Origin of the sequence: Shewanella sp. BC20, from assembly GCF_003129585.1 — a bacterium.
In the GTDB taxonomy this organism is placed as follows: Bacteria; Pseudomonadota; Gammaproteobacteria; order Enterobacterales; family Shewanellaceae; genus Shewanella; species Shewanella seohaensis.
This window is the reverse complement of record NZ_NHRI01000013.1, coordinates 97213-120924: the sequence shown is the minus strand read 5'-3', so window position 1 is coordinate 120924 and position 23712 is coordinate 97213. Positions and strand designations below refer to the sequence as shown.

Annotated in this window: 22 protein-coding genes; 15 read left to right on the top strand and 7 right to left on the bottom strand. The window is 50.1% G+C overall.

Annotation, left to right across the window (positions count from 1 at the left end):
- Positions 1-15: 15 nt before the first annotated feature.
- The 3 genes from ilvM to ilvC all read right to left on the bottom strand — a co-directional run bounded on the left by ilvM (position 16) and on the right by ilvC (position 4015).
- A complete protein-coding gene (ilvM, locus tag CBX96_RS14375; RefSeq protein ID WP_011621169.1) occupies positions 16-276 on the bottom strand; it encodes an acetolactate synthase 2 small subunit in 261 nt (86 codons plus the stop codon).
- Positions 273-1946 (bottom strand): acetolactate synthase 2 catalytic subunit, encoded by a 1674-nt coding sequence (ilvG, locus tag CBX96_RS14370; protein ID WP_181382210.1) that lies wholly within the window; start codon positions 1944-1946, stop codon positions 273-275. The genes ilvM and ilvG overlap by 4 nt, the downstream gene beginning before the upstream one ends.
- 590 nt (positions 1947-2536) lie before the next feature.
- Positions 2537-4015, bottom strand: coding sequence for a ketol-acid reductoisomerase (gene ilvC, locus CBX96_RS14360; protein WP_011621167.1), 1479 nt, complete (start codon positions 4013-4015; stop codon positions 2537-2539).
- Between the two features lie 196 nt (positions 4016-4211).
- Here ilvC and ilvY point away from each other — a divergent pair, with 196 nt between their 5' ends.
- Positions 4212-5084: an HTH-type transcriptional activator IlvY gene (gene ilvY / locus CBX96_RS14355; RefSeq protein ID WP_109287150.1), complete on the top strand. Its 873-nt coding sequence runs from the start codon at positions 4212-4214 to the stop codon at positions 5082-5084.
- Positions 5085-5141: 57 nt separating this feature from the next.
- On the opposite strand, the gene CBX96_RS14350 is transcribed toward ilvY, so the two are convergent.
- Positions 5142-6458: a hemolysin family protein gene (locus tag CBX96_RS14350; protein ID WP_109287149.1), complete on the bottom strand. Its 1317-nt coding sequence runs from the start codon at positions 6456-6458 to the stop codon at positions 5142-5144.
- Positions 6459-6628: 170 nt separating this feature from the next.
- On the opposite strand from CBX96_RS14350, the gene CBX96_RS14345 reads away from it, so the two are divergent.
- Complete coding sequence (locus CBX96_RS14345) at positions 6629-7468, top strand: ABC transporter substrate-binding protein (protein ID WP_109287173.1); 840 nt, start codon at positions 6629-6631, stop codon at positions 7466-7468.
- On the opposite strand, the gene CBX96_RS14340 is transcribed toward CBX96_RS14345, so the two are convergent.
- The 3 genes from CBX96_RS14340 to CBX96_RS14330 all read right to left on the bottom strand — a co-directional run bounded on the left by CBX96_RS14340 (position 7431) and on the right by CBX96_RS14330 (position 10819).
- The gene (locus tag CBX96_RS14340) at positions 7431-7844 is read right to left on the bottom strand and encodes a YkgJ family cysteine cluster protein (RefSeq protein WP_011621163.1); all 414 of its coding nucleotides are present in this window, start codon (positions 7842-7844) and stop codon (positions 7431-7433) included. The genes CBX96_RS14345 and CBX96_RS14340 overlap by 38 nt on opposite strands.
- A gap of 115 nt (positions 7845-7959) precedes the next feature.
- Positions 7960-9783: a GGDEF domain-containing protein gene (locus CBX96_RS14335; RefSeq protein ID WP_181382209.1), complete on the bottom strand. Its 1824-nt coding sequence runs from the start codon at positions 9781-9783 to the stop codon at positions 7960-7962.
- Positions 9784-9793: 10 nt separating this feature from the next.
- Positions 9794-10819, bottom strand: a complete 1026-nt coding sequence (locus CBX96_RS14330) for an ABC transporter substrate-binding protein (protein WP_109287147.1) — start codon at positions 10817-10819, stop codon at positions 9794-9796.
- 392 nt (positions 10820-11211) lie between these two features.
- On the opposite strand from CBX96_RS14330, the gene recG reads away from it, so the two are divergent.
- The 13 genes from recG (at position 11212) to CBX96_RS14265 (ending at position 23712) form a co-directional block, all read left to right on the top strand.
- Positions 11212-13287: an ATP-dependent DNA helicase RecG gene (gene recG, locus CBX96_RS14325; protein ID WP_109287146.1), complete on the top strand. Its 2076-nt coding sequence runs from the start codon at positions 11212-11214 to the stop codon at positions 13285-13287.
- 178 nt (positions 13288-13465) lie between these two features.
- The gene (locus tag CBX96_RS14320) at positions 13466-14362 is read left to right on the top strand and encodes a DUF3014 domain-containing protein (RefSeq protein ID WP_109287145.1); all 897 of its coding nucleotides are present in this window, start codon (positions 13466-13468) and stop codon (positions 14360-14362) included.
- Positions 14363-14721: 359 nt separating this feature from the next.
- Complete coding sequence (locus tag CBX96_RS14315) at positions 14722-15459, top strand: beta-ketoacyl synthase chain length factor (protein WP_109287144.1); 738 nt, start codon at positions 14722-14724, stop codon at positions 15457-15459.
- Positions 15452-16300, top strand: coding sequence for a 1-acyl-sn-glycerol-3-phosphate acyltransferase (locus tag CBX96_RS14310; protein ID WP_109287143.1), 849 nt, complete (start codon positions 15452-15454; stop codon positions 16298-16300). The genes CBX96_RS14315 and CBX96_RS14310 overlap by 8 nt, the downstream gene beginning before the upstream one ends.
- Complete coding sequence (locus tag CBX96_RS14305; RefSeq protein WP_011621156.1) at positions 16287-16541, top strand: phosphopantetheine-binding protein; 255 nt, start codon at positions 16287-16289, stop codon at positions 16539-16541. Before CBX96_RS14310 ends, CBX96_RS14305 begins: the two co-directional genes overlap by 14 nt.
- A 9-nt stretch (positions 16542-16550) precedes the next feature.
- The gene (locus CBX96_RS14300) at positions 16551-16799 is read left to right on the top strand and encodes an acyl carrier protein (protein ID WP_011621155.1); all 249 of its coding nucleotides are present in this window, start codon (positions 16551-16553) and stop codon (positions 16797-16799) included.
- On the top strand, positions 16799-17347 hold the full coding sequence (locus tag CBX96_RS14295) for a hypothetical protein (RefSeq protein ID WP_109287142.1): 549 nt from the start codon (positions 16799-16801) through the stop codon (positions 17345-17347). Before CBX96_RS14300 ends, CBX96_RS14295 begins: the two co-directional genes overlap by 1 nt.
- A complete protein-coding gene (locus tag CBX96_RS14290) occupies positions 17344-18708 on the top strand; it encodes an AMP-binding protein (RefSeq protein ID WP_109287141.1) in 1365 nt (454 codons plus the stop codon). The genes CBX96_RS14295 and CBX96_RS14290 overlap by 4 nt, the downstream gene beginning before the upstream one ends.
- On the top strand, positions 18701-19075 hold the full coding sequence (locus CBX96_RS14285; protein WP_109287140.1) for a thioester dehydrase: 375 nt from the start codon (positions 18701-18703) through the stop codon (positions 19073-19075). Before CBX96_RS14290 ends, CBX96_RS14285 begins: the two co-directional genes overlap by 8 nt.
- Positions 19076-19083: 8 nt before the next feature.
- Positions 19084-20904, top strand: a complete 1821-nt coding sequence (locus tag CBX96_RS14280) for a glycosyltransferase (protein ID WP_109287172.1) — start codon at positions 19084-19086, stop codon at positions 20902-20904.
- Positions 20901-22466 (top strand): histidine ammonia-lyase, encoded by a 1566-nt coding sequence (hutH, locus tag CBX96_RS14275; protein WP_109287139.1) that lies wholly within the window; start codon positions 20901-20903, stop codon positions 22464-22466. Before CBX96_RS14280 ends, hutH begins: the two co-directional genes overlap by 4 nt.
- Positions 22463-22897 carry a thioesterase family protein gene (locus CBX96_RS14270; protein ID WP_011621149.1) on the top strand — a complete coding sequence of 145 codons (435 nt, stop codon included), beginning with the start codon at positions 22463-22465 and terminating at the stop codon, positions 22895-22897. Before hutH ends, CBX96_RS14270 begins: the two co-directional genes overlap by 4 nt.
- The gene (locus tag CBX96_RS14265; RefSeq protein ID WP_109287138.1) at positions 22894-23712 is read left to right on the top strand and encodes an outer membrane lipoprotein carrier protein LolA; all 819 of its coding nucleotides are present in this window, start codon (positions 22894-22896) and stop codon (positions 23710-23712) included. The genes CBX96_RS14270 and CBX96_RS14265 overlap by 4 nt, the downstream gene beginning before the upstream one ends.

Genomic DNA, 23712 nt, shown 5'->3' with positions numbered 1-23712 from the left:
GCAGCCACTGGATGCTTATGCGTGTACTTTTTGTTGTTGCAAGTTTAGCGGTAACAAGACCTTGCATTGAGTGACATCAATCAATTTATTCAGTTGATTGCTGAGCAGCTCGATGGCTCGCTCGCTGTCCACTTCCATATCCAGCGATAGACTCGCATCGTCGTTCATCCTCATTTGCATTTGGGTGACCGTAAAACCACGGTGACGAGTCACACGTAGAACACGCTCTATCACTTCTGGGCGTTGTTGAACCGTTAATTCTAGGGAGTGGATCATGTTTGTTTCTCCATTTCGTCCATCATATCGCTATTTGATGCGCCTGGGGGCACCAGTGGCCAAACGTTAAAAGCATCGTCGATTGCTACGTGTAACAAATAGGGTCCCTTAGCCGCTAACATTTCGGTTAAGGCCTCTTCCACTTCGTCGGAAGAGAAAATCGTGCGGCCGGGGATATCGAAGGCCGAGGCGAGTTGCACAAAATCGGGGTTGTCTGACAGATCGGTTTCGCTGTAGCGCTCTTCAAAAAATAGCTGTTGCCACTGCTTCACCATCCCCAATTTTTGGTTGTCGATCAGCAGGATCTTCACTGGTAATTTGCGGCGCTTGATGGTGGTCAGCTCCTGCACGTTCATCATAAAAGAACCATCGCCAGACACTGTGACCACAGTTGCATCGGGACGAGCCACTTGGGCGCCGATGGCGGCGGGTAAACCAAAGCCCATAGTGCCTAAACCTGCGCTGGATAAATGATCTTCAGGGCGGCGGAACCACATGTGCTGGGCGACCCACATTTGATGCTGGCCCACATCGCAGCACACTACGCTGTCTTCGGGCAGCTTATTGGCTAAACGGCGCAGCATAGCGGGGGCATAAATTAAACTGCCGGGATGTTGATAATCCCATTGATGTTTACGGGCAAGATGTTCAACCTCTGTTTGCCAAGGGCTGATGTTCAGCGCCATAGCAAGGGCGGGGAAAATCTGGCGTAAATCACCGGCGATGGCCACATCTGGCTGGCGCAATTTGCCTAGCTCGGCGGCGTCTATATCCAAATGGATGACTTTAGCCTTGTTGGCAAAAGTCGCTAAACGGCCTGTCACTCGGTCATCGAAGCGCGCTCCAGCAACCACTAATAAATCGCAATCCTGCACCGCGAGGTTGGCCGCCTTTCCGCCGTGCATACCCAACATGCCTAAATAACCCGGGGTGCCGTGGGCGATGCTGCCTAAGCCCTTTAACGTGGCGACCGATGGCATACCCGTGGCTTTGATAAACTCCCGCAGTTGATCGACCGCGCCCGCCATACCCACACCGCCACCCACGTACAGCATAGGCTGCTTAGCCTCTGCTAACAGGGCGCGGGCCGCTTCAATCTCACTGGCGCTCGCCTGTGGCTCATTGGTCACCGCCAGCAAGGGAGTGCGATATTCAAGGTGAGCGATTTGGATATCCTTAGGGATATCCACCAGCACTGGGCCAGGGCGACCCGATGCCGCGATTTCAAAAGCTTGATACAGGGTCGGGATAAGATCGTTTACATCCGTCACCATAAAGCTGTGCTTAGTGCAGCTTAAGGACATGCCCAATACATCGATTTCTTGAAACGCATCTGTGCCAATCACGGCGGTAGAGACCTGACCCGTGATAGCGACAACAGGTACAGAATCTAAAAGCGCATCGGCAAGCGAAGTGATTAGGTTAGTGGCACCTGGGCCAGATGTCGCAAAGCACACACCGGTTTTACCACTGGCTCTGGCGTAACCTACGGCGGCAAAGGCGGCGCCTTGTTCGTGGCGGCTTAAGAGATGTTCGACAGGGCTTCCATAGAGGGCATCGTAGATTGGCATAATGGCACCACCTGGGTAACCAAATACTGTGGTAACACCATGTGCTGCCAACACTTTTATGACTGCGTCTGCGCCTCTAATCATCTGCCCTGGTTCCATACTTTCTCTCGCTACCTTAATCCTGAAATGCCGAAAATCGACTCGTAATTTGTGCTATTTCGAAACCTCATTTCCAAAACCTAGGGCCTGAAAACGAAGAACCCCCCGGTCCTTTCGGAGCGGGGGGTTCTTTCGAAACTTTTAACCTTTTAGGTCTACCAGTTTGCCATGCGCCGCCCCCGCTGTGATTTAATAATCACTACGGTAATAATCACGAGAATGAGCTTGGCAGCTTGGTTAAACATCAATATGGGTTCCTAATCGGTGTTCTGTATGTGTATCGCTGAAATTCTTATCGCTACTCACTTTTAAGCCTGAGCGATGCTTGCCTTGGGAACCTTGTCCCGCCGCGAGTTATTAGCTTTACCATAAAGCGACAGCCAAACACAATAAAAAAATATCTAATGTCAAAAAAATTCAGCTTCCCTGCCGAGACAATGCAAAACAACAAAGTGAAACGTTAACAAACGCGCGTTAGTGAACCTTATCGCCAACTAACCCATGTCGGTTTTGCCCGCTCGACAACCTACGAAGCAGGAATAAATTTGTCACGCCGAGCCCCACATCCTTAGGGGCCAGGCCTTTATCAATTAAGCTCCAACAATACTTTTCATATCAGTCATATAACCACGAAGTTCCGCACCGATATACTCAACTGAGGTGTGGCGAATCGCATCATTGATGGCGATTAACTGCAGGTTATCGACGTTGTTAGAACTGTCCTTCAGACCCGCACCTAAATACTCTGGCGACATGGCATTGACATAGTCACGCAGCATAGGTACTGCAGCATGGTTGAACAGATAACAACCGTATTCTGCGGTATCCGAGATCACCACGTTCATCTCGTAAAGACGTTTACGGGCGATGGTGTTAGCGATCAGCGGCGTTTCGTGCAGTGATTCGTAATAGGCTGACTCTTCAACAATACCCGCCGACACCATAGTATCGAAGGCTAATTCGACACCGGCTTTAATCATCGCAACCAGGAAAATCCCCTTGTCGAAATAGGTTTGCTCGTCGATATGCTCGCTCGAAACTGGGGCATTTTCGAAGCCCGTTTCGGCGGTTTCTGCGCGCCAACGCAGTAGGTTAGCGTCGTCATTGGCCCAGTCTTGCATCATAGTGCGGGAGAACTCGCCGCTGATGATGTCATCCATATGTTTTTCGAATAAGGGTTGCAGGATTTCTTTTAAATCTTCTGCAATTTCAAACGCTTTAATCTTGGCTGGATTAGACAGTCTGTCCATCATGTTGGTGATACCGCCGTGCTTAAGCGCCTCGGTCACGGTTTCCCAACCTTGTTGGATTAACTTAGCGGCATAGCCAGGTTCAACACCATCGGCCACCATCTTGTCGTAACCTAAGATAGCGCCCGTCTGCAACATACCGCACAGAATGGTTTGTTCGCCCATCAGATCCGATTTTACTTCGGCGATAAAGGAAGATTGCAACACGCCAGCGCGGTCACCGCCTGTGGCACTCGCATAGGCTTTGGCAATCTCTAAACCATCGCCATTAGGGTCGTTTTCTGGGTGCACGGCAATCAGTGTTGGTACACCAAAACCACGCTTGTATTCTTCACGCACTTCGGTGCCTGGGCACTTAGGCGCTACCATCACAACTGTAATATCGGGGCGGATCTGCATGCCTTCTTCAACGATGTTAAAACCGTGGGAATAAGACAGCGTTGCGCCCTGTTTCATCAGCGGCATCACAGCGCTAACCACATTGGAGTGCTGCTTATCGGGCGTTAAGTTCAACACCAAATCCGCCGTTGGGATCAGCTCTTCAAAGGTGCCCACTTTAAAGCCGTTGTCGGTGGCTTTTTGCCATGAGGCACGTTTCTGGGCAATGGCTTCTGGGCGCAGGGCGTAGGCAATATTCAGCCCAGAGTCACGCATGTTCAGACCTTGGTTAAGACCCTGAGCACCACAACCTAAAATAACAATATTCCAATCTTTGATGTAATTGCAGCCATCGCTAAACTCGGAGCGATCCATAAAACGGCATTGGCCAAGCTGTTCTAATTGTTGACGTAAATTCAGAGAGTTAAAATAGTTAGCCATCTGAGATACCACCTTTAAGTCGGGAATTTGGGACTCAACCAATATCAACCTATTGTTAATGATTGGTTGTGATTGAAATCACTATAACCTATGGCTATCGTTGCTTAAAATGATATATTCGAAACCTCACATTGCGTTTTATGCAATGTCATTTTCGGTTACAACAGCCTTGATAAGCGGCCAATAGGACGAGGTTATGGACATACGCACCCTCAAATTGTACCTGCACTTATGTGACAGTTTGCACTTCGCCAAGACGGCGGAGCAGATGCACGTCAGTCCCTCGACCTTAAGTCGCGCCTTGCAGCGGCTCGAAGAAGAAGTGAACGCCAAATTATTCGAACGGGATAATCGCAGCGTGACCTTAACCCTCGCGGGGCGCGAGTTTAAATTGTTCGCCGAGCAAACCCTGCACCATTGGCGCAACCTGCGGCACAGTATCGATCTCAAACAGGACGTGCTGCGCGGCACCTTAAATCTCTATTGCTCAGTAACTGCCGCCTACAGCCATTTACCGCAATTGCTGGAACGTTTTCGGCAGGAACATCCCTTTGTTGAGATTGCCCTCACCACAGGGGATGCCGCCAATGCACTGGCCGAAGTGCAACAAAATCGCGCCGACATTGCCATTGCCGCGCTGCCGGATCCCTTTCCTGCCACCTTGCATTTCGCCAAGATTGACGATGTGCCTTTGTCCTTAATCGCGCCAACCATGCGCTGCGCGGTGCAGCAACAGATAAGCCAAGCCCCCATCGACTGGTCGCGGGTGCCCTTTATCATTCCCGACCATGGCCCTGGGCGCCGCCGCGCCGATAATTGGTTCAAACAGATGGGAATAAGCCCCAATATTTATGCGCAGGTGTCGGGGCAGGAAGCGATTGCATCCATGGTGGCGCTCGGGTGTGGCGTGAGCATCACCCCAGAGGTAGTGATCAATAACAGTCCGGTGCGGGATAGGATCCAGCTATTAGCCTCCCCCGTGGGTATTGCCCCTTTTGAGCTGGGTTGTTGTTGCAAGGTCAAACGCTTAGACGATCCAATAGTGAATGCGTTTTTAGAAGCGATCTAAATTTTAGTAGCGATATAAAAAACGGGACTGAGTCCCGTTTTTATAATTTTGATAAGATTAGGTATCTGGCGACATCAACTTATCGTTGCCATCGATACGAGTTACCAGCAGTTGATCGACCTTGTAGGCGTCGATATCCACCACTTCAAACTTGTAACCGGCATAGTTAACAAAGTCGGTGCGCTTAGGAATTTTACGCAGCATGTACATCATAAAACCGGCGATGGTTTCATAATTTTGACTGTGAGGGAATTCCTCAATATCGAAGGCGCGCATCACATCGGTAATCGGCGTGACCCCATCGACTAACCAAGAATTGCCGTCGCGAGCGATAATCTGCTCTTCGCTCTCGTGTAGCGACCAAGCCCCCATCACAGCCCGTTGCAGATCGTTGGTGGTGACAATCCCTACAACCAAGGCATATTCGTTCATCACCACCGCGAAATCGGCGCGGCTGTTTTTGAAGTATTCCATCGCCTCGGACAGGCTTAAGGTATCAGGAATAATCAGCGAGGTATGCACAAGACTGTTGTCTTTTAAGGTAATTTTTTCACCGTTAATCACACGGATCAGCAGTTCCTTCGCATCTACAAAACCTTTGACCATATCCAATTGGCCATCACAGACTAAAAACTTAGTGTGAGGATCTTCGGCAATCTTACGTTTGATATCCTCCTCGCTGTCTTGCAGCAGGAAATACACTAAGCTCTCACGGGCCGTCATCGCAGAAGTGACTGAAACGGTTTGCATTTCAAACACGTTCTCCATCATCTGTTGCTCTCCCCTATCGAGTACACCGGCTTCTGCCCCCGCGTTCATTACCGCGTAAATATCATCGGAAGTAATTTCATCATTTCTAGCCGTGGGGATTTGCAGCAACTTAAAAATCGCGCTAGCCATGCCATTGAAAAACCACACCAATGGACGAAGGATCGCGATACAGAAACTCATAGGGCCAACGACAGCCAAGGCAACTTGCTCAGGCATCGCCATCGCAATACGCTTAGGCATTAAATCGGCCACCAAAATAAAGGCACTGGTAACGAGTAAAAACGACATCAAAAAGCTCACCTGACCCAACCAAGGATCGGCTAACCAAGGTGAAAGGAATTGATAAAAATACGGACGAAATGCAGATTCACCCACAATACCGCCCATGATGGCAACGGCATTCAGGCCAATTTGCACCACAGTAAAAAAGCTGCCGGGATACGACTGTAAATGCAGCACCTTTTCAGCTCTGACATCGCCTTCATCGGCTAACTGACGTAAACGGATTTTCCGTGATGCGGCCAAAGCAATTTCTGACATGGAAAAGAAACAACTCGCGGCAATTAAGCACAATATAATCATCACGTTATCTAAGAGACTCATGTAACACCTTTTGTTTCACACTAGACTTACTTGCACCAACCCGCGCAGTGATTTTCGCGGATCAGTTGAATTTTTCCCAATAAAGCGGCTCTAGCCTGTGGCAATAAAGAACCCTGCGGTCGCTAAGCCCTTTGCTACACTTTAAAAAATCGCCACTGCGCTTAAAAAGTATGATGCGTTTATTATATCCGCTAATCGCCTTATTATGCGTGATTCTGCTCTCGCCTGCTGCCTATGGTGCCGACGAGCTTTCCCCATTAAGGTTACGCTTTTGTGTCGAAGAGACTGAATATCCACCGTTTAATTATTTTATTCGGCAAGATGGCATTAAGACTTCCACGCTTAGCGGCTACGATATCGACCTGCTAGAACGCACCTTTAAACCCATTGGAATTGATTATGAAGTACAGGCTTTGCCTTGGTTACGCTGTTTGAAGGACGTTCAAAATGGCAGCATAGATGCCGCAATGAGCGCATCGCTCAACCGACAAAGGGCGACTGATTATATCCCATCTATTGCTTATTATTACCTCACCCCCAGTTATTTTTATTTGAAAGCAGAACTAGACCCGCAATTTCATATAAATGATATCAATCAGTTGGCTGATTTTGGCACGGTTTGCGGCATTAAAGGCTTCAATTACGACAACTTTGGCTGGCGCAAAGAAACGCCCATCAATGAAATTCGCGCTCTACAGCATTTGCCGGAAATGCTGCTTAAACGCAGATGCAAATTCTTTCTAGCACGTAAGGAAATTTTAGCTGGCAGCCTCGCTTTAACCCAGTCGGGCGAACTGCCTAAGACGCTCACCTCTAAGGTGTCACCCAATACGCAGCAGGAGCCTTTTTATATGCTGATCTCAAAACGTTCAATCAATAAAGACTTGATTGCGCGTGAATTTAATCGGCAGGTGCAAGCGATGCGAGACAGCCATCAACTCGAAGCCCTGTACCAATTCCATATTCAAAAGCTTACTCACGGGGACGATAAGGGCAGTGATTCGCTTTAGGGCCGATTTGCGGATGATTGCGGCAAGTTTCGGGGCGTTGATGATAAATGGTGCAGCGACGGGTTTTACTGTCGAGGTACAGGCAATCATCGTTCGCCATGCGAGCCAAGGTAAAAATGGCGGTTTTGTGGTTGAAGTTGTCGATGATGCGCGCTTTTTGCAGACGTTTAGCGATGGCCTTGAGATCGCCCTCGGCTTCAAACTCGTCCACTAAGGCCATGCGCACTAAGTCGCTCACTGTGACTTCAACGGGCAGGGTACAGCAGGTTGCATGGCAGCTATCACACAAGCCTTTACGATATTTTTGCCAAGTGGACAAATCATCGATATTGAAAATCGACACTGCACTTGCCGTATTTTTGCCCCGTTTTGACACGCCAGAACCTAGAGTTAGAAATTAAAGGGCGGCAATTATAGCAGGCCAAAAGCAGAAATAAATCGGCGCCGCGCCGTGCTCAAGACAAGCTGTGGTGCCGTGCCTCAATTAACAGTCACTTATGGTTCGAATCAATCACCACGGTATTGCGCCCCTGATCTTTAGCGCGATACAGACAAATATCGGTACGGCGCAGTACCTCCGACAACGTTAAGCTATCCTGGCTCTCCTTAGGAAAATACACCCCACCAATACTGAGGGTGATCTTGCCCTTTGGGGAGCTTTTATGGGGGATCTCCAAGGCGGCCACTTGGTAGCAGAGCTGGTTGGCTATCGCCTCCAATTGAATTGGTGAAATCTGTTGCAGAACAATCGCGAACTCCTCACCACCAATACGGGCAAGCAAACTCTCCTGTGGCAAGATATCGCTCTGAGTTAACCCCAGCGCCACTCGCTTAAGCGCCGCATCGCCCTCAAGGTGGCCGTAGGTATCGTTGTAGCTCTTAAAGTAATCGACATCCAACATGAGCAGGCCGAAGGGAGTGTCTTGCTGGAGCAAGGTTTCTAGGGTTTGAGTGAAGGGGCGGCGGTTGCTTAATCCTGTTAATTCATCGGTGTCGGCCATCACCCGCAGCTGAGCATTCACCGACACTAAAGCCTGTTGCAGGCTGAGCATCTGTCGCTCTTTTTCCTCACGCAGTAATAATTCGTTCAGTGCCGCGGCAAATTGCGTCAGCATTACCTTCTTTTGCACGTTCCAGTTTAATGGACGACTGACCATAGAAAACGAGAGTAACCCCAAGAGTTGATTGCTATTTTTAATCGCATAGGCGGCAATTGAACAGATGCCGACCGAGCACAAGGCTTGATATTCCTTTGGCGATTCATCCGCCAGTTCAGCAACTGACTCAATGACTAAGGTCGACTCTGAGGTAAATTTTTGTGCCAACACAGCCACACTGTCGATGGAAATATCTTGGACCTTGCCCGCCTGCGACTCGCAGCTCCAAAAACTCCGATAACGGGCGTGCTGCTGGGTAAATTCAATAATGCTCACCCGTTCAACATCAAATAGGCAACCAATGCGGCCACAGACATCGGCCAAGTATTCATCTAATCGAGAGGTGTCTGTCGTTAAAAATTGCAATGACATCTCGGCTAACAGCTGGTTTGCCTTGGATTGCCAATTGAGTTCTTGAGTCCGCTCATCCACCAGTTTCGCTAACTGGTTTTGCTGTTGTTGCAGCGCCCGTTGCTGGCGTTTATTGATTGCCAAATCATTACGGATGCGTTGATACATGGCCTGTAGCGATTGGGCGACATGGCCAATCTCATCGGGGCTTTGCATCACACTCATGGGCACATTGAGCTTAGGGAGGGAGTGCAGGTTAATTTGATTGGCAAACCGCTCCAGCGCCGAGAGGCGATTGGTGACTAATAAGCGCACCAAAGAGAGGATCAAGTAAATCATCAGCAGCGTTTTCAGCCCGTTGCCTAATACTATGATGATCAATTGCTGCCACAACTCGTAATAGAGCGTGTCCGTATCTAAACCGACCGTCAGCATGCCAATCTGCTGATCTTGATAGTTAATGGGATAGTGAAACAGGGTTTGCCGACGATTATCCAAATGAATCGACTTACCCAATTGCATGGCAACGCCGTCGATACTTTCTAAATTCACGCTCGCCACCATGGGCATCATCCCAAGGCCAGACAGCAAATCCGATAACAGACTATGGTCAACATCCCACAGCGACTTAGCCACGCTGGGTAAGATAGATTCGGAGTATTCACGAATATCCGCCGTGGTTTTATCTATGCTCTCCTGATAGTTCCATATCAACTGTACCAACATAGTCAGGACAGCAAAAAACGAACTCACCCCAATAATTGTGAGCGTCATTCTGTGACTGATGGAATGATTACGATGCTTCATGGATACCTATTTATGATTGTGGCAACTTATCCAAAATCTGTGTCTTAAAAATCCCCGCCCAATCCCTAGCGACTAACAGCCGATAAAACTCCGAATCCGGATTAAGGACACTAAAAAGTTGTATGTCCGCATAGGGATAATATTGCGAGGTTGCTTGATAATGCTTCAGCTGCACTAACCCCAATGCGCCCGCTAAAAAGTGCCCGCCGCCCAATGTAGTGACCTGCTGTGATTGGCGAAGCTGTAAAATCTCTGCGGAGGTATTCACTGAACTCACCAACACATCACGCCCGGGCTGAAGTCCTTTTTCCCGCAAGGCTTTTAGTACTCCAATAGCCATATTATCGCTGGCCGTCCAAATCAGATTTAAATCGTGATAGCGGGAAAGCAAAGTTAAGGTTTGCCCGTAGGCAATATCTTGGCTCCACTGGCCATAGACGGTTTGAGTCACAGTGGCATTGTGCTGCATAAAAAAGTAGTCATTGGCGCCTTGGGTGCGCAGTACTGAGGCGGGCGTCGACTTATCTCCCGAAATTAATAAAACCTTCGCGTTTTCATCCTTTAAACCACTTAATAGGGTTTTGGCCGTTTCGGCACCAATCGCGTAATTATCGGGAATAATGGCTGGTAATAAATAGGTTTGCCAATGTGGATCCGCTAATAAGGTTTCTCGCTCGGCCACTGAAATATCATTCAATATCAGCTGCACATATATGGGATAGTGGTAGAGCAACTGCAACATTTTTATTGCTGACTGCTTCTCATTTACCAAAATAATATGGCTAGGGATGGATGAGGTAGAGCTTAATAATACCTCTAATTGGTTAATCATTTTAAAATGATTACGGTCTGAATGGGTTATTTTTAAATTAATATCCAGCTGAGTGGCAGCCACTTGCATTAATTTATCGACATCACCCCAAAAGCTATCCGTTGCGGCGCCAGGGTTAAAAAAAGCCACTTCTAATTTGGCCCATGCAGGCGATGTGGAACACAGCAGGCCTATAAATAAACAACTCAAATACCATAGACGCAAAAGCGAGTTCTCCTCGACGGTGTTTCCCCAAATGTGTTCCGTCACTGGAGGTCACTTTATTATTTCGATTCACAACCTTGTTACCGCATAATTACCAAAGCATGTCGCTGGTAACCAATTATTTGATTAAACCACAAAATAATAAAAAGTGAACTTGGTAACTAAGAATATTTATTTTTGCCTAAGTTCAGCGCAACCAATTATAGGATATTCATTTTAATTTTAATAAGATAACTTAAATGTTAACGGATAAGTTCATTCTTTTGGTGTAACGCCTCCCCACCAGTTAACCCATCGCCATTTATCCTTTGGCCAGCGTCAAGCCCAAGATTGCCTTACGCTTATACTCTGTTAGTATATGTATAAATTCACAGTGATTGAGCGCTAACGACTTGCAGCAATTGGATCTTGTTCCGATCACCGACCTCAAAGGCGTCGCCAAAAGGGTGGCGGAAAAACTCGCAAAGCTCGGCATCACAACAGTACAAGATCTGCTGTTTCACTTACCCCTGCGCTACGAAGACCGCACTCAAATTTATCCTATTGCCGCCTTAATGCCGGGAAATTACGGCACCATTGAAGCCGAAATCCAGTCGACGCAAATCATTCAAGGCCGCAAACGCATGCTGGTGTGCAATGTGCGGGATAATACCGGCAGCATGAGCCTGCGCTTTTTTAACTTTTCGATGGCGCAACGCAATGCAATGCAAAATGGTTTAATGATCCGCGCCTACGGTGAAATTCGCCGTGGTAATCATCAGGCAGAAATCGTCCATCCCGAGTACAAAATTGTGTATCCCGGTGAAGAGATTCATTTAAGCGATACCCTTACGCCGATTTATCCCACTACCGAAGGACTCAAACAGGCGAGTTGGATCAAGCTCACCGAGCAAGCCCTCGAATTATTAGAAGACGGCGGTTTGACCGAGTTATTACCCACCAATTTGCAGCCCAACAGCATGAGCTTAAAACAAGCGCTGCAAACCCTACATCGCCCCCACGCTGGAATATCACAATTTGACTTAGAGCTCGGCCAACATCCGGCGCAGCAACGGCTGGTGCAAGAAGAACTGCTCGCCCATAACCTCAGCATGCTCCGACTCAGGCAGCGCAGCAATCTCGACGCCGCCGTGACCATGCACGCCAGCGGCCAGCTATTGAATCCCTTTCTCGCCTCATTGCCCTTTAAACCGACGGGCGCCCAGCAGCGGGTCGTCGCCGAGATAGGTAAAGATTTAGAGCAACCGCACCCCATGATGCGCTTAGTTCAAGGGGATGTGGGTTCGGGTAAAACCTTAGTCGCCGCCCTCGCCGCGCTGCAGGCCATCGAAAATGGCTACCAAGTGGCTATGATGGCGCCTACCGAATTACTCGCCGAGCAGCATGCAGCAAACTTTGCAGCCTGGTTTGAGCCTCTGGGATTAAAAGTCGGATGGCTAGCAGGCAAACTTAAAGGCAAGGCGCGGGCGCAATCCTTAGCCGATATTGAATCGGGCGCGGCGCAAATGGTGATTGGTACCCACGCCATCTTCCAGCAACAGGTAACCTTTAACAAACTAGCCTTGATCATCATTGACGAGCAGCACAGGTTTGGGGTTCACCAACGGATGGGACTCAGGGAAAAAGGCATCAACCAAGGTTTTCATCCTCACCAGTTGATTATGACAGCAACCCCAATCCCGCGAACCTTAGCCATGACAGCCTACGCCGATTTGGACACCTCGATTATCGATGAGTTGCCACCCGGCCGCACGCCCGTGACCACAGTCGCCATTCCCGATTCGCGTCGCAATGAAGTGCTCGAGCGCGTCCGCAACAGCGTAGTCACTGATAAACGCCAAGCCTATTGGGTCTGTACTCTAATTGAAGAATCCGAAGTCCTTGAGTGCCAAGCGGCGGAAGATACCGCCGAAGAATTGCGCCAAGCGCTGCCGGAACTGAGCATAGGTTTAGTCCACGGCCGGATGAAAAGTGCTGAAAAGCAACAAATTATGGCCGACTTCAAGGCGGGAAGCATACATCTCTTGGTGGCAACCACAGTGATTGAAGTCGGCGTCGACGTCCCCAACTCCAGCTTGATGATTATCGAAAACCCCGAGCGACTGGGCCTTGCACAGTTGCACCAGCTGCGGGGCCGCGTAGGGCGCGGTGCCGTGGCGAGCCATTGTGTGTTACTCTACAAGGCGCCATTGAGCCAAACCGCGAGCCAGCGGTTAAATGTGCTCAGGCAAAGTAATGATGGTTTTGTGATTGCACAGAAAGACTTAGAGATCCGTGGGCCGGGCGAAGTACTGGGCACTAAGCAAACGGGACTGGCCGAGCTGAAAATCGCCGACCTTGTCCGCGATCAGGCGCTTATCCCACATATCCAAAAACTGGCGAGCCATGTGATGTCACAGGCACCAGAATCGGTCGATGCCATTATTCATCGCTGGCTTGGACACAGGCAACAATACGTTCAGGCCTAAACCTTAAGCTAACCCCTTCAAGGTAAAATAAATTCAGCCTGTTCAGCTCACCACTATGGACAAGCGCGTGGAAACTTGCACAATGAACCTGCCACCGACAACTCGTTGGCACTTGCACTTTAAATGTTAGCTGCATGTATTCACCCCGTTACCTTGACACTTAAGCGAAGGATGTAAAATGCAAGTTAATCAAGATGATAGAATTACACCTCAAGAAACCTCTTCAAGCAGTAATCGCTTTGCTTTGATTGCGATTGTGCTCGTCGTGCTGCTCTCTGCGGGAGGTTATTATTACTACACTAAAGATGACTCACCCAAGCTCATCCCCAATGCGCCGATAGTGCTGCCTGAGCCGCCTTCATCTGAACCTATGACGCTTGAGACAAGCACAGAGCCTGAAACTGCGCCGGTGGAAAATGAAGCACCAGCGGTGACCACGCCGGAAACCGAAACCGTCGTCACGCCAACCGAGCCTGCGATTCCTGAAGAAGTCGTCCCTAGCCTGCCTGAGAGCGATGCCTTTGTGCATCAAAAAGCGCTAGCGATCATCAATAACAACGTGGTCGGTTCCTCTTTAGTGAACCAAGATTTGGCCCGTCAGTTTGTGGTGTTCGTGGACAACTTGGCCCAAGGCGATCTCGCCCGCAAAGTCAGCCCAGTCAAAGGCCCAGAAAAGCTATTCACTGTGTCTGAAATCACTAGCAAAGTGTATTTAAATCCAGAGAGTTACCACAGATACGATGCCTACGCGACTGTACTTGCCAGCATGGATGAAGCAAGCTTAATGCACACTTACAAACAGCTCACACCGCTGTTTGATGAGGCCTTTGCCGAGTTAGGTTACAGCAACGCCAAGTTCAATGACCGAATGCTGCAAGCCATTAAAATCATGCTGGCCGCCCCTATCATCGAAGAGCCTATTGAGCTCAGTTCAATCAGCGTGAACTACCGCTTTGTGGATCCTAATTTAGAGGCCTTGCCGAGCGCGCAAAAACTGATGATCCGCATGGGGCCTGAAAACACCCGTAAAGTCAAAGCGGCGCTGCGTAAATTGGAAAACCAACTCGCCCAATAATGCTCCAAGCTTGTCTAAAAAGGCGCCTAGTGCGCCTTTTTTGTATCTTAAAAATACTACCTATAGACTTGTTCAACTCAGGTTCAGTCCAAGGTTTTATCCTCTATCCTCCCAATACCTCAGCTGCAACGAATGTTACTCTTGGGTGATAAATTCGAACTTGATTGCATTTTGTTAACCATCACAATGCAAATGGCTTCATTAAAACTAAGGACTTAGTGTAGAATAAGCCACTCAATAAACGGGGGAATTGTGCTCGTCAATCCAGCGAGAAAATAGCGATAAGCCAATCAATTCATTAAAATTTTCGCTTAGTTAGGGATAACTAAGACAGCTTTAAATAGTGTCGAGGCAAAGTAGTGCAACTCAGATTCAGCATCCTTTCTTGGGGCGCATGGGCGCCAAAGTATCCACAGCGTGATGACTGGCAAACTTGGTGCAAGCACTCGGCTGACACAAGCAAAGAAAATGACCTCGAGGGGATTTCCCCAGCCCTTTCCCAAGTCCCCGCCATGCAGCGCAGACGTTTTAGCCGTTTAACCAAGATGATGCTGGATGTCAGCTTCCAATGTGAGGCCGCGTCTAACTGTCGCTCGATATTTGCTTCTCGCCACGGCGAGCTGCACCGCACCATTGGCCTGCTCGAAGATATTATTGAAAAACAACCGCTTTCCCCCTTAGGTTTTAGTCAGTCGGTGCATAACACTGGCAGTGGTATTTTTGGCATTTTAGCCAATAACACCGCCCCTTCGACCTCGATTGCCGCGGGCACAGAAACCCTTTCCCAAGCCATGGTAGAAGCGTTCGCCCAGCTGCACCAATCGCCCGAGCCACTGTTGTTGGTGTTTGGCGACGATCCCGTCCCACCAGTCTATGATGAATTTACTCAAGAGTTTGAGTTGCCCTTAGCCCTAGGATTGACCCTAGCGCCTACAGATGAGAGTGCAACCGTCACCCTCACCCTAAGCCAACTGACAGCAGAGCAGCAACAAAACGCCACGCCGCTATCCTATGGCATGTTGATTCATGCGCTGGCAACCTCACAGGATATTGACGGCTGCTTGTCACACTGGCACTGGAGCCTAACGCATGCCTAATCCAGTGCCACACAATGCCGAATTTAATGTCGCTTATACGCTGCCTGAAAAACGCCGCGCGGGAATCAACTATATTCCCCGTTGGCTCGGCGGCGTCAGTTGCTACATCGCCTTTGGTCTCGGTGGACTGTTAAGCTCGTTAACCATCTTGCCTCTGCTGCGTTTTTGGCCGGGCACGCCCGAGGCGCGGATTATCCGCGTGCAAAAAGCCGTGCACACTATGTTTAAAGGCTTTGTGGCCATGTTGACTTGGGCGGGAGTTATCCGAGTCAGCACCCATAATGCCGAGCTGCTGCGAAATGCCAAGGGCGTGATAGTGATTGCCAATCATCCGAGCCTAGTCGATGTGGTGGTATTAATCAGCTTGATGCCCAATGCGGGCTGTATCGTTAAACAGGGCCTATGGCGCAATCCCTTCTTACGTGGCGTCGTCTCCTGCGCGGGATATATCCCCAATCGCGGCGCCGAACTCATGCTCGAAGATTGCCGCGAAGTGCTCGCCCGCGGCACGAATCTTATTATCTTTCCCGAAGGCACGCGCACCGTATTTGGCGCCAGCATTAACGAATTTGCCCGCGGTGCTGCCAATATCGCCATCCGCACCCAAGCCGATATTTTACCTGTGGTTTTGCGCACTAATGTGCGTGGTTTGACAAAGGAACAACCTTGGTATGAGATCCCAAGGCAAACCATGGGTATGGCCGTCGAAATCGGCAACACAATTTCTCACCAAGGCTACCAAGCCCCTTTGGGTGAGCATGCGAAAATGGCTCGGCAATTAACCCGGGACCTTGAACAATATTATCAACAACAACTCGAAAATAATTATGACTTTACATAACGAAATTAAACAGTTGATCATCGACTGCCTCGACTTAGAAGACGTCAGTATTGATGATATCGATACAGATGCACCGCTATTTGGTGAGGGACTCGGACTCGACTCGATCGACGCGCTCGAGCTTGGTTTAGCCATCAAGAAAAAATTTGATGTGAAAATCGAAGCGAACTCGGATAGCACTAAGGCGCATTTTTACAGCGTCGCCAGCCTAGCTAACTTCATCGAATCACAACGTCCATAGGAGAGGAAGATGCAAAACCGCGAACAAATCCTCGCTATGTTGACCACGATTTTGGTGGATGAGTTTGAAATCGATGCTGATGCGATTACGCCAGAGGCGAATCTCTATCAAGAGTTAGATCTGGATAGCATCGATGCCGTCGACTTAGTGATTAAGCTGCAGCAGCTCACGGGCAAGAAAATTCAGCCCGACGAGTTTAAATCTGTGCGCACAGTCAACGATGTCGTTAACGCCATTGAAGGCCTAGTTAAAGACTAATGCGTGTCCTGCTACAAGTACTAACCGCACTCGCGCTGATTGCTTATCCAGTCGCCGTGTATTTAGGACTGAATTATCTGCCAGCAGGCACAATAGCCCTAGTGCTATGCCTCTTGTTGGTAGTGCGTTTAATGCTGCAAAAGCAAAAGGTTAAAACCTTAGTTTTGCCTTTGCTTGTTGGGATTGCGCTCACGGCGGGCAGTTTTGTCGCCAAACGCAGCGACTGGCTCTTGTATTACCCCGTGGTGATAAACCTCACCATGCTAGCCCTGTTTAGCTACTCGCTATACCAAGGCCCGAGCATGATTGAACGGCTCGCACGGCTCAAAGAGCCCGACTTGCCGGATGAAGCCATAGGTTATCTTAAAAAAGTCACCCTGCTTTGGTGTGGCTTATTTATCCTAAACGGCACTGTGGCGGCCTATACCGCCGTGTTTACCAGCCTAGCAACTTGGACCTTGTATAACGGTTTGATTGCATACGTACTCATGGGACTGCTCCTCGGTGGGGAATGGTTATATCGCAGCTTTTGGTTGAAGAATACATGACACAACTACTCAAAAACTGGTTAACCCAAGGGCCATTCGCCCAACAACTGATCAGCTTTAATCACCATGACATAGTCACAGGTGCCCTGTTTACCAATCAGGTTGCGCATTTTTACGAGCAGCTGCGCCAAGCGCCTGAACAAAAATGGTTACTGGCGAGTGATACCAGCGATCTGTTTGCCGTGGGTTTATGTGCCGCACTCTTGGCGGGCAAGGAAATTATTCTGCCGCCCAACACCCAAACTGGCACTCTGAGTGAACTGACCCATCAGTTTGAAGGCATATTGTCAGACAAGCCGCTGTGCGAGAGTCACGCCTTTATCCTGCTGAATAAAGAGCTGAGTCTGCCCACCAAACCTTGGCCAGAGAGCGACACCTTCGGTGAACTAGTGCTCTTTACCTCGGGCAGCAGTGGTGAGCCCAAGGCGATTCGCAAGAGCCTAAGGCAGCTCGATGCCGAGGTGACAGTGCTTGAGCACACCTTCGCCGAGCATTTGCCCCATTGCAGTGTGGTCTCGACCGTTTCCCATCAGCATATCTACGGCTTGTTGTTTAAGATCCTCTGGCCATTAGCCGCCAGTCGCCCTTTTTTAAGCGAGCAGATCGAATACCCAGAGACCTTAAGCTACTACACCGCACTGTTACCGAATCTGTGCCTCATCAGTAGCCCAGCGCAATTATCTCGTTTGCCTAAGGCACTAGAGCACGAACGCCAACTGCGATCACCTAGCTTAGTTTTTAGCTCCGGCGGGCCGTTAAGTTTCACCGCCGCCCAAGGTGTTGCCCAGTGCTATGGCCATTTACCCATAGAGATATTCGGCAGCACCGAAACTGGCGGTATCGCCTATCGTCGCCAACAGGAGGCCGACGAACCATGGCAAGTGTTTGAACAAATTACCATAGACCAAGACGCTGACGATGGCGCCCTGCTGCTTAAGTCACCCTACTTGGCCGACGATCAATGGTTACGTTGTGAAGATAAAATTGAGCCGACGGCCAATGGCCAATTCAGGCTCAAGGGAAGACTCGACCGCATCGTTAAGATTGAAGAAAAACGTCTTTCGCTGGCGCAAATGGAGACCTTGCTCTGTAGCCACGCCTATGTCGAGCAGGCCGCCTTAGTCGTATTACCCCAGTTTAAATCCCAGTTAGGGGCGGTGATCACCCTGTCGCCATTAGGCAGAAGTGTGCACCAAGAACAGGGAAAACTGAGTATCAACAACGCGTTAAAAGCGCATCTACTGACTCAGTTCGAGCGCGTGACCTTACCGCGCCGCTGGCGTTACCCCGAAACCTTACCGTTAAACACTCAGGGCAAGCGCGTCGTCGCCCAGCTAGTTGAGTTATTTGACCATGATTAAGTCGAGTTTACCGCCGATCCTCGCATCAGAGATCGGCCCAGAAAGTATTGAACTGCGCCTCTTTGTCGCCGCCGATCTCGAATATTTTAACGGCCATTTTCCCGAGCAAGCCGTGCTCCCCGGCGTGACCCAACTGGATTGGGCCGTGCGCTTAGGTTGCGAGCATTTTGGTTACAACGCTGCGGTTGCTAATTTAGAAGTGTTAAAGTTTCAACAGCTTATTCTGCCAGGGCAGGAAGTCACCTTAGTCATTAGCCATAATGCCGCCAAAGAGAAGTTAACCTTTGCCTACAGCGATGGCGACCACCGCTATGCCTCCGGGCGAATCAGCTTTGCTCGTCAGCAAGATGATGGAGCATCCCTGTGAGCGACGGTATGAGCGACACCAAGTTAGTCCCGCCGAGTGATTTAATGGGCACGGCGCCAATCAAGTTGGCGCTGGTGATCCCTAATTACAATCATAGCGCTGCGATCGCCCAGACCTTAGCCGAGCTCGCCGCCCTCAATCAGCCCTGCTATTTGATTGACGATGGCAGCAACGATGAGACCCGTTATCTGCTGCAATCCTTGGCGGAGCAACACGATTGGGTGACCCTGCTGCAACACCCTTACAACCGCGGTAAGGGTGCGGCTGTGATGACAGGGCTTCGCCGCGCCTATCGCGATGGCTTTACCCATGTGCTACAGGTCGATGCCGATGGCCAGCATAATTTGAGCGATATTCCCGCCATGCTCGCCAAGGCGCAGGCCAAGCCGGATGCGCTGATCTCGGGCAAGCCCGAGTACGACGAGTCCGTCCCCAAGGGACGACTCTATGGCCGTTACCTCACCCACTTTTGGGTATGGGTCGAAACCTTAAGCTTTGATATTCAAGATTCTATGTGCGGATTTAGGGTGTATCCCTTAGCCGCCACCGAGCGTCTATTGAGCCAGCACGCCCTCACGGAGCGGATGGATTTTGATATCGAAATCCTAGTCAAACTCTACTGGCAAGGGGTGGAAATCCTGTTTCACCCCACTAAAGTCATTTATCCCGAAAACGGCGTCAGCCACTTTCAAGGTGTGGCCGACAATGTGCGCATAACTAAGCTGCATACCCGATTATTTTTCGGCATGTTAAAACGCCTTCCACAACTGCTGCGCCGTAAACAGAAGGCTCAATCACCCCAAAACGATAAAGCCTCAACCCATTGGTCGGGGATGAAGGAGCGCGGCAGTTATTGGGGCATAAAACTGTTGGTCGAAAGCTACCGTTTCGGCGGCCATTGGCTGTGCCGCGCCATTATGTATCCAGTGATTTGCTATTTCTTCCTAACGGGCAAAGTCAGCCGCGAGGCCTCGTTAGATTTTCTGCGCCGCGTGCAACGCCTCGAGCCGCAACACCCCCAATTGAATCAGCCCGTTGGCTGGCGCGATAGCCTGAACCACTTTCTCGCCTTTGGTAATGCCGCGCTCGATAGAATCGATGCCTGGTGCGACCGCATTAAATTAAGCCAAGTGGATTTTCCCGACCGCCAAGTGCTGGCTGATCAACTAGAAAGCGGCAAAGGCGCGGTGTTATTGGTTTCTCACTTGGGCAATCTCGAACTGTGCCGCGCGATTTCAATCCACCAGCGTAAGGTCAAAGTGAATGTCATGGTGTTAACTAGCCATGCCGAAAACTTTAATAATGTACTCAAGCAATTAAACCCCGATAGCACGCTGAATTTGATCCAAGTGACCGAGCTTAACCCCGCCACCTCTATGCTGCTGCAGCAAAAGATTGAAGACGGTGAGTTAGTGGTGATTGCTGGCGATAGAACCTCATCCCACTCCCAAGGACGCGTGGTATACGCGCCATTTATGGGTGAAGAGGCAGCCTTCCCGCAGGGGCCATTTATTCTGGCCGGTCTCTTGGATTGCCCGGTGTACTTGATGTTCTGCCTGCGCGAACAAGGGCGATATCGCGTGCATTTAGAGCACTTTAGCAACAGCCTCAAAGGGCCACGTGCTGGGCGAATGGAAAGACTACAACAGGCGGTGCATAACTACAGCTCACGCCTCGAACACTACGCAAGGCGTGAGCCTTTGCAGTGGTTTAACTTTTTTGATTTTTGGCGGGACGATAGCAAGGTCAACCGCGCGACACCCGCCCCACAAACGACAGCAGCACTCCCGGAGCAGGAGCGCACTACAGACAGGACAGAGCATTTATGAGCCACGCAGTTACTCACACGACAACCGCTGAGTCGCCAATCGAATTTGGCCGTCAGTTACTCACATTAGAGCAAGTCGTCGCCGTTGCTAAGGGTGCTAAAGTCAAACTCTGTGATGATGCCGATTACCAAGCGTATATCCAAAAGGGCGCCCGCTTTATCGATAGCCTGCTTCACGAAGAAGGTGTGGTTTACGGCGTCACCACTGGCTATGGCGACTCTTGCACTGTCAACGTGAGTCTCGACTTAGTCCATGAGTTACCACTGCACTTATCCCGCTTCCATGGCTGTGGCCTCGGTGAAGTATTGAGCGTGATGCAGGCGCGTGCCGTGATGGCTTGCCGTTTAAATTCCCTCGCCATTGGTAAATCCGGCGTGACCTATGAGCTATTAAAGCGCATCGAAACCTTGCTTAATCTCAATATAGTGCCAGTGATCCCAGAGGAAGGTTCGGTTGGTGCCAGCGGTGACTTAACGCCATTGTCTTACTTGGCCGCCGTGCTAGTTGGCGAGCGCGAAGTGATTTATAACGGTGAGCGCAGAGCCACCCAAGAAGTTTACCGCGAGCTGAACATCACGCCCCATGTGCTGCGCCCCAAGGAGGGTTTAGCCCTGATGAATGGCACGGCGGTGATGACGGCATTAGCCTGTTTAGCCTTTGATCGCGCACAATATTTAGCGCGTTTAGCCAGCCGCATTACCGCCATGGCGTCCTTAACCCTCAAAGGTAACTCGAACCATTTCGACGATATTCTGTTTGCCGCCAAACCCCATCCGGGGCAAAACCAAATCGCGGCTTGGATTAGGGAAGATTTGAACCACCATGTTCATCCCCGCAATTCAGATCGTCTGCAGGACAGATATTCCATCCGCTGCGCGCCGCACATCATTGGCGTATTGCAGGATGCACTGCCCTTTATGCGCCAATTTATCGAAACCGAAGTTAACAGCGCCAACGATAACCCCATAGTCGATGGTGAAGGCGAGCATATTCTCCACGGCGGCCATTTCTACGGTGGACACATTGCCTTTGCAATGGACTCCTTGAAAAACACTGTGGCCAACATCGCCGATCTCATCGACCGCCAAATGGCATTAGTGATGGACCCTAAGTTTAACAACGGTTTACCCGCTAACCTTTCGGGTTCAACTGGGCCACGCCGCGCCATCAACCATGGCTTTAAGGCGGTGCAAATCGGCGTATCAGCTTGGACGGCAGAGGCGCTCAAGCACACTATGCCCGCGAGCGTTTTCTCTCGCTCAACCGAATGCCATAACCAGGACAAAGTCAGCATGGGCACTATCGCCGCCCGTGACTGTATGCGCGTATTACAGCTGACAGAACAAGTCGCCGCAGCAGCCCTACTCGCCATGACTCAAGGCATTGGTCTGCGTATCAAACAGAATGAGTTAGACGAAGCTTCGCTGACCCCTTCGCTGGCGACCACACTCGCCCAAGTGCGCGCCGATTTTGAGCCATTAGTCGAAGACAGACCGCTCGAAGCCGTGCTGCGCCAAACCGTTGCGAAAATCCAAGCGGGCGAATGGGAAGTGTGCCGATGAAAGCCTTGCTCAGCATAGAAATGGACATGCAGATCCCCTTCCACGATGTGGATTCTATGGGGATCACTTGGCATGGTAATTACCTGCGTTATTTCGAGATTGCCCGCTGCAAATTACTCGACGAGTTAGGCTACAACTATCGCCAAATGCAGGCCTCGAACTACGCTTGGCCGATTATTGATTTGCAGATCAAATACGTTAAAGCCAGCACCTTCGAGCAAAACATTACCGTGCGCGCCGAGTTGGTCGAGTGGGAAAATCGTCTAAAAATCAATTATCAAATCCGTGATACGGCAACCGGTGAGCGAATTACCAAGGGCTATACCATTCAGGCGGCGGTGGATATGACGAGCCAAGAAATGTGCTTTGTGACGCCAGAGATATTTCGCAGCAAAATCGCCCCGCTGCTGGCAAAGGCGGATAGCGAATGATTGCCTTCCTCGCACGAGCTAAGTGGTGGCTAGGGTTCTGCCAAAACCTACTCTTAAGCTGCACACTGCTGTTTGGCTCGGTACAGGCGCAGAGCCTCACCGATTCGAACCTCACAAGTTCGAACCAATATCAAACGCTATTTGCCCAAGGCACAGATAACGCTGCATTGCTCGCCCTTAGCCAAAAGCTCAATCTTGGCGAGACGGTGCGCGGCCACTTTGTGCAATCGCGCCAGCTTAAAGTGCTGAAAAAGCCCCTCGTGAGCCAAGGCCAGTTTGTGTTCGACAAGGTACAAGGGCTGATCTGGCAACAACTTAGCCCCTTCGAATCCCTGCTAATTTTAAAAGATAAGCAACTGATCCAAAAAGATAGCCAAGGGCGAGTGCAAATCAGCCAAGCCGATGCTTCGGCAAGCGCGGCGGCCATGGGGGATTTATTACCGAGTCTAGTGAATGCCATGCTGGGCGGCGATATTTCAGGTTTAAGTGCAAACTTCGAACTGCACTTTTTAGCCCAAGAACCGTTGGCGCAAGGCAAGTCGCAACAACAAGACTCAAGTTCAGGCGGCGCAAACTGGCAGTTGGGATTAACCCCAAAAGATCCGCTGATGAAGAAGGCCATCGCCCACATGGTGCTCGAAGGCAGTGATACTCTACACGCCTTAGTGCTACTCAGCGCCAATCCGAGTGTGAGTCCGCAGGATATCACCCGTATCGATTTTAGCGAGCTGCGCCAAGGTCCTCTGAGTGAGGCTGAGTTAGCCCAATATGCCATCAGCCAGACGATTCCTAAAGACGCGGGTTCAAGGGAGTAA